10 protein-coding genes (1 of these 10 cut by a window edge) are annotated in these 15,460 nt (G+C 63.6%); 1 reads left to right on the forward strand and 9 read right to left on the reverse strand.

The genetic code is table 11. The annotated features are described in order from the left end of the window. Positions 1–1,885: the 3' portion of a M23 family metallopeptidase gene (locus EOA13_RS14860; RefSeq protein ID WP_023811173.1), read on the forward strand. Its footprint begins 83 nt before the window's first position; the window shows 1,885 of its 1,968 coding nt (coding positions 84–1,968); its start codon lies off the left edge, out of view; it ends in the stop codon at positions 1,883–1,885. A 6-nt stretch (positions 1,886–1,891) separates the two neighbouring features. Here the strand turns inward: EOA13_RS14860 and EOA13_RS14865 are convergent, their stop codons facing one another. The 9 genes from EOA13_RS14865 to EOA13_RS14905 all read right to left on the reverse strand — a co-directional run bounded on the left by EOA13_RS14865 (position 1,892) and on the right by EOA13_RS14905 (position 15,422). Next, entirely contained in the window at positions 1,892–3,451 is a 1,560-nt protein-coding gene (locus tag EOA13_RS14865; protein ID WP_127293591.1) for an MFS transporter, read from the reverse strand. A gap of 220 nt (positions 3,452–3,671) precedes the next feature. After that, on the reverse strand, positions 3,672–5,177 hold the full coding sequence (locus EOA13_RS14870) for a L,D-transpeptidase family protein (protein ID WP_127293687.1): 1,506 nt from the start codon (positions 5,175–5,177) through the stop codon (positions 3,672–3,674). 148 nt (positions 5,178–5,325) lie between these two features. Then, positions 5,326–5,691 (reverse strand): MmcQ/YjbR family DNA-binding protein, encoded by a 366-nt coding sequence (locus EOA13_RS14875; RefSeq protein ID WP_127293593.1) that lies wholly within the window; start codon positions 5,689–5,691, stop codon positions 5,326–5,328. Positions 5,692–5,806: 115 nt separating this feature from the next. Then, complete coding sequence (clpB, locus tag EOA13_RS14880) at positions 5,807–8,413, reverse strand: ATP-dependent chaperone ClpB (protein WP_127293595.1); 2,607 nt, start codon at positions 8,411–8,413, stop codon at positions 5,807–5,809. A 219-nt stretch (positions 8,414–8,632) separates the two neighbouring features. Continuing rightward, positions 8,633–9,556, reverse strand: coding sequence for a DUF4167 domain-containing protein (locus EOA13_RS14885; RefSeq protein WP_127293597.1), 924 nt, complete (start codon positions 9,554–9,556; stop codon positions 8,633–8,635). Positions 9,557–9,859: 303 nt separating this feature from the next. Beyond that, complete coding sequence (prmC, locus tag EOA13_RS14890) at positions 9,860–10,732, reverse strand: peptide chain release factor N(5)-glutamine methyltransferase (RefSeq protein WP_127293599.1); 873 nt, start codon at positions 10,730–10,732, stop codon at positions 9,860–9,862. Further along, positions 10,725–11,804: a peptide chain release factor 1 gene (prfA, locus tag EOA13_RS14895; RefSeq protein ID WP_127293601.1), complete on the reverse strand. Its 1,080-nt coding sequence runs from the start codon at positions 11,802–11,804 to the stop codon at positions 10,725–10,727. Before prfA ends, prmC begins: the two co-directional genes overlap by 8 nt. A gap of 10 nt (positions 11,805–11,814) precedes the next feature. Then, positions 11,815–14,085 carry a phosphoenolpyruvate--protein phosphotransferase gene (gene ptsP / locus EOA13_RS14900; protein ID WP_127293603.1) on the reverse strand — a complete coding sequence of 757 codons (2,271 nt, stop codon included), beginning with the start codon at positions 14,083–14,085 and terminating at the stop codon, positions 11,815–11,817. Between the two features lie 83 nt (positions 14,086–14,168). Next, positions 14,169–15,422 (reverse strand): aspartate kinase, encoded by a 1,254-nt coding sequence (locus tag EOA13_RS14905; RefSeq protein WP_127293605.1) that lies wholly within the window; start codon positions 15,420–15,422, stop codon positions 14,169–14,171. Positions 15,423–15,460 lie beyond the last annotated feature (38 nt).

Raw genomic sequence — 15,460 nt, forward strand, 5'->3', positions numbered from 1 at the left:
GCGCGAGGTTTCTGCACGCTGGCTGTCGGGAACATTTCTCACTGGCGTGACCTCGAGCGTGCTGATGGGCGTGGCGCTGTTCGCCGCCCTTGACGGCCGCCAGCAGCTGGCCACCCCACCCGAGATCGCCGAGTTGATCAGCCTTGCCGGCAACGGGGATTCCGGCGAAGTCGCCAAGACCACCAGGCTGGTGGCGCCGCGTCAAATCGCAAAGGCCAAGGACCGCCGTCGCATGGAAGTGTCGATGGTCACCAAGGTCGGCGACCGCGATGTCATCCACACCATGCCTTTCGTGCAGATCAAGATGGCCCTTGCCGCCGGCCACACCACCAGCCGCGCCTACCCACCCTTCGACCCGATGCAGGTGTTCGGCGACGACAGCGACGACAATGCCCAGCCGGCGACGGCCTCCGCCGCTTCCGGCCAAATCTACGGCGCCAAGGTCGAAAGCGAGATGAGCCTGAAGACCGTCGATTTTCCGATCGACACGGCTTCCTTCGACGAAAAGAGCGACCTCTCCGCCGACGAGGTGGAAAAGGTGGTGCGCGAAGCCGGCACCGACCTCAGCGACGGCGCCGTGCAGGTCGCTTCGCTCCACTATGTCGACCCGCAGCGATTCGGCGAAGCTTTTGCCGAGAGCATGGCCGGCTCCTACGACGTCAAGATCGTGCCGGAAAACGTCTCGGTGGCGCCGCGAGCCACCGTTGACGACCAGGCGCCGGCTTTTGCCGAGGAAATCATCCCCTTCACCAAGGATCTCGACGTCACCGAGGCTTTTGCCGATTCGGGCTACACAGGTGAAGATGCCACCGGAATGGCCGAAGCCATCGCCAAGTTGCTCAATGCGACGGCGCTCAAGGCTGGAACCGTACTGCGTGTCGGCCTCGAGGTTCACGGCGATGCCGCCAAGGTCGTGCGCACCAGCGTCTACGACCGGACCCAGCACATCGTCACCATCGCGCTCAACGATCGCGGCCAGTATGTGCCGGCGCAGGAACCGGATCCGAACCCCGAATTGCTGACGGCCTTCGATGATTCGTCGGCGCCGGTCGTGGTGCGCGGCAACCTGCCCAACGTCTATGACGGCATCTACCGCGCTGCCTATTCCTACGGCATGTCCAAGGCGATGACGCAGCGGTTGATCAAGCTGCTGGCGTCCGACGTCGACTTCCAGTCCCGCCTCAGCCCCGCCGACCGCATCGAAGTCCTGTTCTCGCAGCCCGACGGCGACGACCAGACCTCGGACAACTCCGAGCTTCTTTACGTCTCGGCGACGTTCGGCGGCCAGACCCGCAACTTCTACCGGTTCCAGATGCAGGACGGCGGCACCGACTATTTCGATGAGGACGGCTCGAGCGCCGAGCAGTTCCTGTTGCGCAATCCCCTGCCCGCCGGGAAATTCCGCTCCGGTTTCGGCGCCCGCAGGCATCCCATCCTCGGCTATGTCCGCATGCACACCGGCGTCGACTGGGCAGCCCCCATCGGCACGCCGATCATCGCCGCCGGCAACGGCACGGTCGAGAAGGTCGGCTGGGCCGGCGGTTACGGCAAGCAGATCATCATCCGCCACGCCAATGGCTACGAAACGTCCTACAATCACCAGAGCGCCTTTGCCAAAGGCATCGAACCGGGCGTGCACGTCCGCCAGGGCCAGACCATCGGCTTCCTCGGCCAGACCGGCCTCGCCACCGGCCCGCATCTTCACTACGAGCTGATCGTCAACGGCACCAAGGTTGATCCGATGCGTGTCCGCTTGCCGGTCGGCAAGGTGCTGAAGGGCGATGACCTCGTTGCCTTCAAGCGCGAGCGCGAGCGCATCGACGAACTGCTGAAGCAGGAAGACAGCGATTCGCTGAAGGTTGCGAGCGCCAAGATCGACGGTTGACCCGCTTCAGCCTGGCGTATCTTCGGCCTGTCGCGGCCATGGCAATCGCTCACCGGGAATGGTCGTCCAGGCGATGACAGCCGCAAGCAGGCAAAGCAGCGCGGTCACCGAAGAGACCGCGGCAAAAGCGGCGTCGCTGGCGGCGAGCCTCGCCGCATCGATGGCCGGCGCAAGCCCGGCTGGCGCCGGTTCACCAAATCCTGGGATGCCCGGCGTTGCGCTCGCGTCCAGCGCATTCGCGTAAACCCATGCGGCAAGCGAGCCCATCGCCGCCACCGCGATCAAACCGCCGATGCGTGAGACGGCATTGTTGATGCCGGAGGCCGCCCCCGTGTCCTTGTCTTCCACCGCCGTCATGATCGCGGTCGACAAAGGCGATACGACCAGAGCCATGCCGAGCCCCATCAGGCCCATCAGCGGGAATGTTCCGGTCCAGAAATTATGGATACCGGCGTAGGTGAGCAAGGCCAGCCCGGCAAACGCAAAAGCCACGACCAGGCTGCCGCAGGCGATCGGAAAACGCGGTCCGATCCGGTCCGACAGCTTGCCGACAGGTCCCGACAAAAGCGCGATCGCTGCCGACAAGGGCAGGAAGATGAAGCCGACCTCGGCCGTGCTCAGTCCCCAGCCGGCGATCAGCAGCATCGGCAGATAGAAAAGGTTGGCCGATAGCGCGAAATAGAGGAAGAACGTCGCCACATTGGCGCCGGCGAAAGCACCGACACGAAACAGGCTGAGGTCGATCATTGGCTCACGCTGCCGAAGCTCGAAGAAGATGAAGGCAGCCAGCAATACGACGCCTGCCGCAATGCTCGGCCCTGCCATGAGGCCCTCGCCGCTGGCCCTCATCGAGGTCAGCCCGTAGGCAAGCGCGCCGAAGGCCAATGTCGCGAGCGCTGCACCGCCGAGATCCAGGCTGCGTTTCTCCGTCGGCGTATCGGCTGGAACCTTGGCCAGCAGCAGCCAGATCGAAATAAGCCCGAGCGGCAGGTTGATGGCGAAGATCGCCCGCCAGATGCCGTCGCCGAAGGCTGACAGCACGAAGCCGCCGAGCACCGGGCCAAGTGCCGTGGTCAGCGCCGAAGCCGCCGCCCAGATGCCGATAGCGCGGCCGCGTTCTTTCTTCGGGTAGGCCTTGGCGATGATGGCGAGGCTGCCGGGCACCATGATCGCTGCGCCAATGCCCTGGACGGCACGAAATGCGATCAGCACTATGGCATTCGGCGCCAGCGCACAGGCAAGCGAAGCGACGATGAACAGCGCAATGCCGGCCACGAAGGCGCGGCGCAGGCCGAATCGGTCGCCGGCGGCACCCCCGGCCAGGATCAGCGCCGACAGCGTCAACGCATAGGCATTGGAAATCCACTGCGCCTCGGCTAGGCTGGCGCCGAGATTGACTCGGATCGCTGGTGTGGCGATGGCCAGGATCGAGCCGTCTATGAAGCCAAGCGCCGAGGCCAGAATTGCCGCGATCAGCACAAATCGCCGCTGCGACTGCGGACAGAACGTCCCATTCCTGACCGGGCTGGTCAGCGGGACGGCGGCAGCTTTACTCGGTGAATGCATGAAATCTTGCTTAAACCCCTAGCGCACCGGCAACAACCAGCCAGTGGCTTGCTGTCGCTGAAACCAGCCGTTTGGCCAGGTCGCACTCTGTCAGGGCGCAAATGGCACAGTCATGCTGGCGCCGTTACACGCAGCCGGCGGGGATTTCGATGAGGCGACCACTTGAAAGCTCGGCTTCATCCTGATCATGCAGCTGGTCTATGCCGCCGCACTTCACAGTTCACTGCTGCGCAAGGCTATCGGCTGAAGGTCCGCCGACAAACTCCACCGTGACACCCGGTGAAACCAGCTTGGCCAACTCCCGCGCATCCCAGTTGGTCAGGCGTACGCAGCCATGGCTTTCGGTCTTGCCGATCTTCGACGGATCCGGCGTGCCGTGGATGCCATAGGTCGGCTTGTCCAGGGCGATCCAGACCGAGCCGACGGGACCGTTCGGGCCCGGCGGAATGGTCAGGACCTTGTCGTTCTGGCCCTGCTTGAAATTGATGCTGGGATTGTAGGTGTAGTTCGGATCGAGCGCGACGCGCGACACCGTGTGAATGCCGGACGGTGACGGCGTGTCCGATGAGCCGATGGTTGCGGGATAGGCCGCGACCAGTCTGCCGCCGGCATCATAGGCGAAAACCTCTTTCTTGTCCTTGTCCGCGACGATGCGGGCCACCGGCGTCGAAACCAGTTTTCCAAAATTGGCGACCTTGATGGTCGCGCCGGGACGATTGAAATCGACGTCCGGGTTGAGCGCTTTGAGATAATTCTCGTCCATGTGGAAGCGCTCCGCGAGCGCCTCGGTCACCGACGTGTAACCCATGCGGTCGAGTTGCGCCTTCTGGCTGTAGTCTTCCGGGATCGACGCGACATAGGGACCGGCCGCATCCTCCGCTGTGATCGTGTAGTTGGCGAAGGCATCGCCGCCGGATTGCGCAAGTGCCGCCTGGATGGCGACCGCGTCGGTCGATCGCAGATTGGCGCCGGTGATCTGGTTGTAGGCAGCGAGCGCCTTGTCGACATTCGAACCGAAACGCCCGTCGATGACGCCAGGCGAAGCGCCACCCCGGTCGAGCAGCACCTGAAGGGCGGCGACATCCTGGCGCGCTCCCAGCGAAAGTGCCGGGGCAACAGTGGTCTTGTCGCCAGCCTTTGGTGGCAGAGCCGCCTGATCGGCGGGTATCGCCGGCTGGGCAGGGTCTATCGAGGCCTCGTTCAGCGGCTGGCGCTTGATGGTGCCCGGCTTCGCCGGCCGCGGCGCGTCGGGATAATTGTCGTCGTAGCTGCCATCGTCCCGCGGCGCCGGCGGGTAGGCTTCGACGGAATTGTCCCCATAGGGATCGTACTCGTCCGCCGGCGGCGGGATAACGCGGCCTTCCTCTTCCAACTGCTGGCGGCGGAACCGCGCCATGTCTTCCGGATCGTCGAGATAGTAGCGGTCGTCGCCGTCGGGGGCGCGGCCCAGTTCGCGCAGTCGTGTCTCACGGCGCAAGGCGCGGCGGTCGAGCCGGGTCTGCGGCGGCTGGATGGCGATGACCTTGCCGGTATCGGCGTCGACGATGACGCGATTGCCCCTGGCGTCGTAGTAGATGTCGAGATTGCCGTCCTGGGCGACAAGGATGCCCCCGGTATCGGCGGCACGGACAATCGGTGGTGCGCTGTCCTGCGTTGGGGCAGCGATTGCATTGGCAGACAAAAGCCCGCCGGCAAGTACCGAAAGGGTGAAGATCGTACGCAGCATAGTGGCGAAACTCTCCGGTCCGTAATTGCCGCCGCCCGGCATTGTTCTCTGGCGAAGCCCCTCGCCAGCAAACCAGTTACCCACCATATGGTTCCAACATGAACCGGGCATGAAGATGGCGGTTTTCCGGCGCCTCGAGGAATATAGACTAGCTTGCGGCAAGTCCCAATTCCTTGCGCGCCTGCCTGGTCAGTTTCAGGGCTACAAGGCGATGGCTCTCGCGCAAATAGTCCTTCAGCGCGGCATCATCAATGCTCTGGCTTGTCCGACGCTGGATCCATGTCATGCCGCGCGAGGCAAGATAGGGCGCGGGCCGCAGGCCCGGCTGCTCCTTGAGCACGTCATAGGCGATATCGGAGCATTTGAAGGTGACGAAGAGCTGCTGGCCCTGGTCCCAGCCGCCGATCGCGAAGACCTTGGCCCCGACTTTCCAGACATGGGCGCCGCCCCACTGGACGACATGGCTCGTCGCGGGCAGCGAGGCGCAGAAGCTGTTGTAATCGTCCAGTGTCATCCGCGCCCGCTTTTTTGCGCATGTCGCCCAAAAGTGGCCCCGGTTTTGGGAGAACGACATGCATATGACAAAGACCTAAAAAGCCGCGCGTCCGGGATGGACGCGCGGCTTTGGATCAGGCTGCCACTTCCGCCGCCACAATCGTCGGCTTCGAGCGGAAGTTCAGCCGGTCGGAACCGGCTGTTACCTTGACGGTCGAGCCGTCGAGGATGTCGCCGAGCAGGATCTTCTCCGCCAGCGGGTCCTGCAATTCCTTCTGCATCACTCGCTTCAGCGGTCGCGCGCCATAGGCAGGGTCGTAGCCCTTGGCCGCCAGCCAATCGACCGCCTCCTGGTCCAACGAAAGTGTGATCTTGCGGTCGACAAGCAGGCTCTCCAGCCGCTTGAGCTGGATCTCGACGATGCGGCCCATATCCTGCCGGCGCAGGCGGTGGAACAGGATCACCTCGTCGACGCGGTTGAGGAACTCCGGCCGGAACGACGCCCTGACGACACCCATCACCTCGTCGCGAACCAGATCGACGTCCTGATCATCGGTGAGATTGACGAGATATTCGGCGCCCAGGTTCGACGTCATGATGATCAGCGTGTTGCGGAAGTCGACCGTGCGGCCCTGGCCATCGGTCAGGCGGCCATCGTCGAGCACCTGCAACAGCACGTTGAACACATCGGGATGCGCCTTCTCGATCTCGTCGAACAGCACGACCTGATAAGGCCGGCGCCGCACCGCTTCGGTCAGCGCGCCGCCTTCCTCATAGCCGACATAGCCGGGAGGCGCACCGATCAGCCGGGCGACCGAGTGCTTTTCCATGAACTCCGACATGTCGATGCGCACCATCGCGCTGTCGTCGTCGAACAGGAAGCTTGCCAGCGCTTTGGTCAACTCGGTCTTGCCGACGCCCGTCGGCCCGAGGAACATGAACGAGCCGATCGGCCGGTGCGGGTCCTGCAAGCCCGCGCGGGCGCGCCGCACCGCTTTGGAAACAGCCTGCACCGCCTCGCCCTGGCCGACGACACGCTTGCCGATCTCGTCTTCCATGCGCAGCAGCTTGTCGCGCTCGCCCTGCAGCATCTTGTCGACCGGAATGCCGGTCCAGCGCGAGACGATATGGGCGACATGATCGGGGGTGACCACCTCTTCGACCATGCCGGCTTTGCCGTCCTGGGTTTCGGCCTCCTTCAGCTTCTTTTCCAGCTCCGGGATCTTGCCATAGGCAAGCTCGCCGGCGCGCTGGAATTCACCCTTGCGCTGGGCAATGGCAAGGTCGTTGCGCGCCTCGTCGAGCTGCTTCTTCAGATCGGCGGCAAGCCCGAGCTTCTGCTTCTCGGCCTGCCATTTGGCGGTGATCTCGGTCGATTCTTCCTCAAGGCCGACGAGTTCCTTTTCCAGGCGGGCAAGCCGATCCTTCGAGGCGTCGTCCGTCTCGACCTTCAGCGCCTCGCGTTCGATCTTGAGCTGCATGATGCGGCGATCGATCTCGTCCAGCGCCTCGGGCTTGGAATCGACCTGCATGCGCAGCCGCGATGCGGCTTCGTCGACCAAGTCGATCGCCTTGTCCGGCAGGAAGCGATCGGCGATGTAGCGGTTGGACAGCGTCGCCGCCGCCACCAGCGCCGAATCCGAAATGCGCACCTTGTGGTGCTGCTCGTACTTCTCTTTCAGGCCGCGCAGGATCGAGACGGTGTCTTCCACCGTCGGCTCGTCGACGAACACCGGCTGGAAGCGGCGGGCAAGCGCTGCATCCTTCTCGACATGCTTGCGATACTCATCGAGCGTGGTGGCACCGACGCAGTGCAACTCGCCCCGCGCCAAAGCCGGCTTCAACAGGTTCGACGCATCCATGGCGCCATCCGCCTTGCCGGCGCCGACCAGCGTGTGCATCTCGTCGATGAACAGGATGATGTTGCCGTTGGCCGAGGTGACTTCGGAGAGCACGGCCTTCAGCCGCTCCTCGAACTCGCCGCGATATTTGGCGCCGGCAATCAGCGCGCCCATGTCGAGCGCCATCAGCTGCTTGTCCTTCAGCGATTCCGGTACGTCGCCATTGACGATGCGCAGCGCCAGGCCCTCGGCGATCGCCGTCTTGCCGACGCCGGGTTCGCCGATCAGCACGGGATTGTTCTTGGTGCGGCGCGACAGCACCTGAATGGTGCGGCGGATCTCGTCGTCACGGCCAATGACCGGATCGAGCTTGCCGGCACGGGCATCCGCGGTCAGGTCGCGCGCGTATTTCTTCAGCGCGTCGTAGCCCTGTTCGGCACTCGCCGAATCGGCGGTGCGGCCCTTGCGGACATCGTTGATGACCTGGTTGAGCGCCTGCGCGGTGACGCCGGCCTTGGCCAGTATGTCGGCGGTCTTGGCCGATTTCTCCATGGCGAGCGCCTGCAAGAGCCGCTCCACCGTGACAAAGCTGTCGCCGGCTTTCTTGGCCAGTTCCTCGGCGGTCGAAAACACTTTTGCCAGCGGCTGGGCCAGATAGAGTTGGCCATTGCCGCCCTCGACCTTGGGCATCGCTTCGAGCGCCGCCTCGACGCCAAGCTTGACGTCGCGGACGTTGCCGCCGGCGCCTTCGATCAGCGACGCGGCCAGGCCCTCATCGTCGTCGACGAGCACTTTCAGGATATGTTCAGGAGTGAATTGCTGATGGTTGCGGGAAAGCGCCATAGTCTGCGCGGACTGGATAAAGCCGCGCACGCGCTCTGAGTATTTCTCGAGGTTCATATCTGTCTCCTTCCATCACCGGCCCGCTTTGCGGCACCGGATCCGATTGCGGTGACGGACCCGCCCATTCGAGCCGGGTCCAGTTCAGGCTGATATGGTACACAAGCTCCGAACCCTCAAGACGTCTCGGTATCGGCAACTTCATAATATTGCACGGCCGCCCAAACGAAAACGGCGGAGATTTCTCCCCGCCGTTCTATGTCTTGAGGTGCCGTTCGATCAGTTGTCGATATCGACATTGACCGGCTGGGCATTGCCGCTTTCGACCGGGGCCGCCTCGGCACTTTCGCCACCGCCATCAACCTGATCGGGGTTGACGCGCGGGCGGCGCGGACGACGCGGACGACGGGCAGCCCCGCTTTCGGCGGCCGCCTCGTTGAGTTCGGCCTGGGCGGCAAGACCTGCCGGGGAAAGATTCTCGAACGACGGAGCCGGTTCGGCCGGCGCTACAGATTCGGTCGGCGAAACGGCTTCGCCCTGAACCGGGGTCTCGTTGCCCTGGGGCTGACCACCTTGCTCCACGGGTGAACCAAAGTCGCGCTGGCCGTTCTGACCATAACCGCCATTGGGGCGACGATCGCGATGGCGCCCGCCATTGTTGTCGCGGCCACCATTGTTACGCCCGCCATTGTTATCGCGGGCCTCGCGGCCACCTTCCCGGTTGAGCGCAACCTCGGCAGGCGTCCCTTCGATGACCGGCTGCGGGCCGGCGCCATGGTTGATCACCGGGATCTGGACGTCGGAAACAGTGTTGCTGTTGTTGTTGCCGCCATTGTCGAAATCGTCGCGATCCTCGTCGCCGTCATCGTCGAAATCATCGCGATTCTGCTGCGCGTTCTGGATCGGCATCTGCGCCTGTGCGGCCGCGATGATGCGATTGTAGTGCTCGGCGTGCTGGAGATAGTTCTCCGCCATGACCCGGTCGCCGGAGCTGTGAGAATCGCGGGCAAGGGTGGCGTATTTTTCGGCGATCTGCTGAGCCGAACCGCGGATCTTCACATCCGGGCCATTGCTCTCGTAGTTGCGCGTCAGGGGATTAGGCCCCTTGCGGTTGTTGTTGTTATTGTTGTTGTTATTGTTACCACCGCCGCCGCCACTATTGTTGCGACCGCGCATGCGCCTGTTCTGCTGTTGTGGCCTCATCAAACTCTCTTCATTTTGAAATTTTCGAAAAACTCTTCACGAACGGAGGCGCTCATGCAGCCAGCCGTTTCGTCTCTTCACCGGCGTTCGCCCGCATCGATTGCGTTGGCGCCACGTGCCATCCTGTTCCGGTTACATCACTTGCCGGACGATTCCCGCACGAAGCTTGGGCATCGTTTGCGCAAGAAGGCAGCTATTTCCAAGGAAAACCGAATCGCTAAGAGCACTGCCTGCTTCGTCTCATCCGGTTAAGGCGACCCTAGCCGCATTCCCCGGCATTGCCAAGCGCTTTTTTGCATTGCGTCAAGGCTTTATCCTTACAAAGACAACGACCCTGTCGTTTCCACCGAGGTCACGAAAAGCACCGCCCGGCACATAGCCGGCTGCAGCGAATATCTCGCAGACCTCGTTGCGTTGCGTATGGCCGATCTCGACCGCAATCTTGCCTTCAGTTTCCAAAAACCTTGCCGCTTCCGCAGCGATGGTTCTGTAGGGGTTCAGACCGTCCGCGCCGCCATCCAAGGCCAGACGCGGGTCGAAATTGCGGACTTCGTCCTGCAGATTTCCAATGTCTTCCGTGGTTATATAGGGAGGGTTTGCGACAATTACATGGTACCGGCCGGAAACTTTTTCGAACCAGTCCGACTGCAGCGTCGTGAACCGGCCTGCAAGACCCAGTTGCCCGGCATTGCGCGCCGCCGTCGCCAGCGCACCCGCGGACAGATCGACGCCCGTGGCGTTAGCCGTCGGCACGACACTGAGCAGCGCCAGCGCAATGGCGCCGGTGCCGGTGCCGAGATCGAGGATGCGGCACTCGCCTTCCCGCGCCGCAACTGCCTTGACGAAGGGCAATATTGCCTCGACCAGCGTTTCGGTATCCGGCCGCGGCTCCAGCGTTTCCGGCGACAGCGACAGGCGCAAACCGTAGAATTCACGATAGCCGAGGATGCGATGCACCGGTTCGCCGCCAGCGCGGCGTCTCAAGGCGGCATCGATTTCGGCAACAACGCCGGCGCCGAGCTTGCGTTCGGGGTCCGCAATGGCTTGCGTGCGCGTGGTGCCGGAAAAATGCTCGACGATCAGCCTCGCATCGAGCGCCGGGTCGTCGACGGCAGCGGCAAGCCGAGCCTGCGCTTCCCGCAGCAGCGGCCCGAGTGCATCGGGCAGGTCAGCCATCGATGCCGATGTCGGCGAGCAATTTCGACTGGTGATCGGCGATCAGCGCGTTGATGATCTCGTCGAGTTCGCCCATCATTACCCGGTCGAGCTTGTAGAGCGTCAAATTGATGCGGTGGTCGGTGACGCGGCCTTGCGGGAAATTATAGGTGCGGATGCGTTCCGAGCGGTCACCGGAACCGACCTGCGACTTGCGCGATTCGGAACGCTCCTCGTCGGCCTTTCCGCGCTCCAGATCATAGAGCCGGGCCCGCAGGATCTGCATGGCCTTGGCGCGGTTCTGATGCTGCGATTTCTCCGCCTGCACGACCATGATGCCGGTCGGCAGATGGGTGATGCGGACGGCCGAATCGGTGGTGTTGACGTGCTGGCCGCCCGAACCCGAGGCGCGCATCGTGTCGATGCGGATGTCTTCGGCCCTGATGTCGATGTCGACCTCTTCGGCTTCGGGCAGCACCGCGACGGTTGCGGCCGAGGTGTGGATGCGCCCGCTCGCCTCGGTCGCCGGCACGCGCTGCACGCGGTGCACGCCGGATTCGAACTTCAGATGCGCAAAGACGCCCTTGCCCGACACCGTCGCGATGATTTCCTTATAGCCGCCGGCATCGCCATCGCTGGCCGAGGCGGTCTCGAAACGCCAGCCGCGTTCGGCAGCGTAGCGCTCATACATGCGAAACAGGTCGCCGGCGAAAAGCGCGGCCTCGTCGCCGCCGGTGCCGGCGCGGATTTCGAGAATGGCGTTCTTGTCGTCGGCGGCATCCCTGGGCAACAGCAGGATCTGGATGTCCTTCTGCAACGCCTCGATACGGTCCTCGACCTCGGGCAGCTCGGCCTCGGCGAGCGCCCGCATCTCGGCATCGGTGCCCTTGTCTGCAAGCATGGCTTCGAGGTCGGCCTGCTCACGCTCGGCCAGGCGCAGTGCCCTGACCTTGGCAACCATGTCCTGGATTTCGGCATATTCGGACGCCATGCGCACATAGGCATCCGGCGCCGGGCCGGCTGACATCTGCGCTTCGAGCATCTCGAAACGCTTGACGACTTGATCCATACGATCGCGGGGCAAATTGACCATGATGAGGCTGCTATAACGGGATCGAACGGTCGTCGGCAAAGGCCTGCAGCAGCGCTCGCATCGGCAAGCCCTGTGCCGGAGCCATCAGATTGTCGTCGAAAAACGCCTTCAACTCGTCCATCGGCAGTTCCGTCAGCATCGCCTTGACCGGACCGATCGATGCCGGCGACATCGAGATCGAACGGAAGCCGAGTCCGATCAGCGCCATCGCCGAAATCGGCTTGCCTGCGAGTTCGCCGCACAGCGTCACCGGCGTATTGTTGCGGACGCCGGCATCGGCGATCTGCTTGAGCACCCGCAGGAACGGCGCCGACAGCGTGTCGAAGCGGTTGGCCAGTTGCGTGTTGCCGCGGTCGACGGCCATGACGAACTGGAACAGGTCGTTCGAACCGACCGAGACGAAATCGACCGCCTTCATCAGTTCATCGAGCTGGAACAGGAGCGACGGCACTTCCAACATGGCGCCCAACTTCAGACTGGTCGGCAAATGATGGGCAAAGCGCGAGAGATGCCGCACCTCGCGGTCGATGATCTCGCGTGCCTGGGCGATCTCGCCAAGCTCGGTCACCATTGGCAGCATCAGCTTCAGCTCACGCCCGCCGCTGGCCTTGAGCAAAGCGCGGATCTGGGTGCGCAGCAATCCCGGCCGGTCGAGCGTCAGTCGGATCGCCCGCCAGCCAAGTGCCGGGTTCTCTTCCTGGATCGCACCCTTGAAATAGGGCAGCACCTTGTCGCCGCCAATATCGATGGTGCGGAAGGTGACCGGCTTGCCGCGCGCCGCCTCGAGCACGTCGCGGTAGAGCTTTTCCTGGGCTTCGGCCCGGGGAAATGTCGAGGCGACCATGAACTGAAGTTCGGTGCGGAACAGGCCGATGCCGGCCGCACCCGCTTCGGCAAGCTGCGGCAGGTCGACGGCAAGACCAGCATTCATCAGCAAATCGACCTGGACACCATCTCTGGTCGTCGACGGCTTCTTGCGCAGCTCGCGGTAGACCTCTTGCCGGCGCGCCCTGAAACGCACCTTTTCGGCGTAGGCGGCCTCGAGATCTGGCTGCGGCCGCAAATGGATCACGCCCTCTTCGCCGTCGACGATGATGGCATCGCCGTTTTCCGCCATGGAAACGGCGCCCTTCATCTGGCCGGCGACGGGAATGCCCATGGCACGCGCGACGATGACGACGTGGCTGGTCGCCGCACCATCCTCGAGCACCAGCCCGCGCATCTTGTCGCGGGGATAATCGAGCAGCTCGGCGGCCCCCATCGAACGGGCGACGATGATGGCGTCCTTCGGCAGCGATGCCGCGACATCTTCCGGCCCGCGCCCCATCAGCTGGCGCAGCAGGCGGTTGGCGAGGTCGTCGAAATCGCTCATCCGCTCGCGCAGATAGGGATCGGTCATGTGCAGCATGCGGGCGCGCATATCGCTCTGCACCTTTTCCACCGCGGCTTCCGCCGTCAGGCCGTTGCGGATGGCCTCTTCCAGCCGCCGCACCCAGCCGCGATCGTTGGCGAACATGCGATAGGCTTCCAGCACCTGGCGATGCTCGCCTTCGAAGGCGACGTCGCGGCGTTCCAGCATGTCGTCGATGGACAGCCTGAGCGAGCTGAGTGAGGTCTCGAGCCGGCGGACCTCTTCCTCGCTGTCTTCGTTGAACAGATTGGTGACGACGATGCGCGGCTCGTGCAGCACGACATGGCCGAGCCCGACGCCCTCATTGAAGGACAGGCCGGTAAAGCTGACAGGACGGCGCAGATCGAGTTCAAGGCCGGGCCGGGTCAGCCGCGCCAGATCGCCGGTGGCGATCATCTCGGCGATCACCATCGCCGTGGTTTCCAGCGCCTCGACCTCGTCGTCGCGGTAGTGGCGCATGGTCTTGTTTTGCACCACCAGCACGCCCAGCGTGCGCCCTGCCCGCAGCACCGGCACGCCGAGAAACGAGTTGTAGATCTCTTCCCCAGTCTCCGGCAGATAGGCGAAGGCAGGGTGTTCCTGCGCATTGGACAGGTTGAGCGGCCGCGCGCTGGCGGCGATCGTGCCGACCAGACCTTGGCCCAGCCGCAACTGCGCCAAATGGACGGCGTTCGGGTTCAGACCTTCGGTGGCATAGAGCTCGAGCACCGAATCGGCGCGCAGCACATAGAGCGAGCAGACTTCCGCGACCATGTTGGAGGCGATGTCGCGCACAATCCGGTCAAGCCGCTCCTGCGGCTCCAGCGGCTCCTGCATGAGCTCGCGGAGCCGTTTGAGCAAAACGCGCGGGCCACTGGCCTGATCACGCATCGCGGCTTGTTCTCCAATGGGCATTCTGCCCGCCGCAGTTTCCACCGCGACCGGCGCACACGCAACAACTCAAATCGTTCTCGCTACTGCTTATCCAGACCGTAGACGGAATGCAAAGTACGAACCGCAAGTTCCGTATATGGACCGTCGATCAGGATCGAAATCTTGATCTCGGAGGTCGTGATGGCGCGGATGTTGATCGATTTGTCGGCCAGCGCCTTGAAAGCGGTGGCGGCGACGCCGGCATGGCTCCTCATGCCGATGCCGATGACCGAAACCTTCGACATGCCGGCTTCCGACTGCACGACGTCGTAGCCGATCTCGGCTTTTAGCCGTTCAAGCACGGCCAGCGCCTTGTCGACATCGCCCGACGGCACGGTGAAGGTCATGTCGGTGAACTTGCCGTCCTCGGAAATGTTCTGGACGATCATGTCGACATTGATGTTGGCCTCGGCCAGCGGCCCGAAGATGCCGGCGGCAACGCCCGGCCGGTCGCCGACCCGGCGCAGCGAAATCTGCGCTTCATCCTTGGCGTAGGCAATTCCGGTGACGACCTGCTGTTCCACGATCTCTTCCTCGTCGCAAATGAGCGTTCCGGGTGGATTGAGCAAATCCCCCATTCCGGGCGCGTCGGGATCGTCGAAGGACGACCGCACGAAGGTACGCACCCTGTGCACCATGGCAAGCTCGACCGAACGCACCTGCAGAACCTTGGCGCCGAGCGAGGCCATTTCAAGCATTTCCTCGAACGAGATCTTGGCCAGCCGCCGCGCCTTGGGCTCGATCCGCGGATCGGTGGTGTAGACACCGTCGACGTCGGTATAGATGTCGCAGCGATCGGCCTTGACCGCCGCGGCGATGGCGACAGCACTGGTGTCGGAGCCGCCGCGGCCGAGCGTGGCGATACGATTGTCCGGGCCGATGCCCTGGAACCCGGCGATCACCGCCACCTGGCCCTCGCCGAAGCGCTTGATCAGGAACGCGCCGTCGATGTCGAGGATGCGCGCCGCTCCATGCGCATTGTCGGTCTTGATGGGGATCTGCCAACCCTGCCAGGAACGTGCATGCACGCCCATGTTCTGCAAGGTGATGGCCAGAAGGCCGGCCGTGACCTGTTCGCCGCAAGCGACGACCGCATCATATTCGCGTGCGTCATGCATCGGCGAGGCCTCACGCGTCCAGCCGACCAGTTCATTGGTTTTCCCGGCCATCGCCGAAACGACCACCGCCACCTCATGGCCGGCGTCGACCTCGCGTTTGACGTGACGCGCCACGTTGCGGATGCGGGCGATGTCGGCGACCGAGGTTCCGCCGAATTTCATCACGATGCGCGCCATGGGAGCGAAATGCCTTTGCCTGAAGCCGAATCCCGGCC

Origin of the sequence: Mesorhizobium sp. M7A.F.Ca.US.011.01.1.1 (genome assembly GCF_003998295.1) — a bacterium.
In the GTDB taxonomy this organism is placed as follows: Bacteria; Pseudomonadota; Alphaproteobacteria; order Rhizobiales; family Rhizobiaceae; genus Mesorhizobium.

What these genes read in the sequence shown, in the direction of transcription:
- EOA13_RS14865 (WP_127293591.1), bottom strand. Translation starts at nt 3,451, where the DNA reads ATGCATTCACCGAGTAAAGCTGCCGCCGTCCCGCTGACCAGCCCGGTC.
- clpB (WP_127293595.1), bottom strand. Translation starts at nt 8,413, where the DNA reads ATGAACCTCGAGAAATACTCAGAGCGCGTGCGCGGCTTTATCCAGTCC.
- EOA13_RS14875 (WP_127293593.1), bottom strand. Translation starts at nt 5,691, where the DNA reads ATGACACTGGACGATTACAACAGCTTCTGCGCCTCGCTGCCCGCGACG.
- EOA13_RS14905 (WP_127293605.1), bottom strand. Translation starts at nt 15,422, where the DNA reads ATGGCGCGCATCGTGATGAAATTCGGCGGAACCTCGGTCGCCGACATC.
- ptsP (WP_127293603.1), bottom strand. Translation starts at nt 14,085, where the DNA reads ATGCGTGATCAGGCCAGTGGCCCGCGCGTTTTGCTCAAACGGCTCCGC.
- prfA (WP_127293601.1), bottom strand. Translation starts at nt 11,804, where the DNA reads ATGGTCAATTTGCCCCGCGATCGTATGGATCAAGTCGTCAAGCGTTTC.
- EOA13_RS14885 (WP_127293597.1), bottom strand. Translation starts at nt 9,556, where the DNA reads ATGAGGCCACAACAGCAGAACAGGCGCATGCGCGGTCGCAACAATAGT.
- EOA13_RS14870 (WP_127293687.1), bottom strand. Translation starts at nt 5,177, where the DNA reads ATGCTGCGTACGATCTTCACCCTTTCGGTACTTGCCGGCGGGCTTTTG.
- prmC (WP_127293599.1), bottom strand. Translation starts at nt 10,732, where the DNA reads ATGGCTGACCTGCCCGATGCACTCGGGCCGCTGCTGCGGGAAGCGCAG.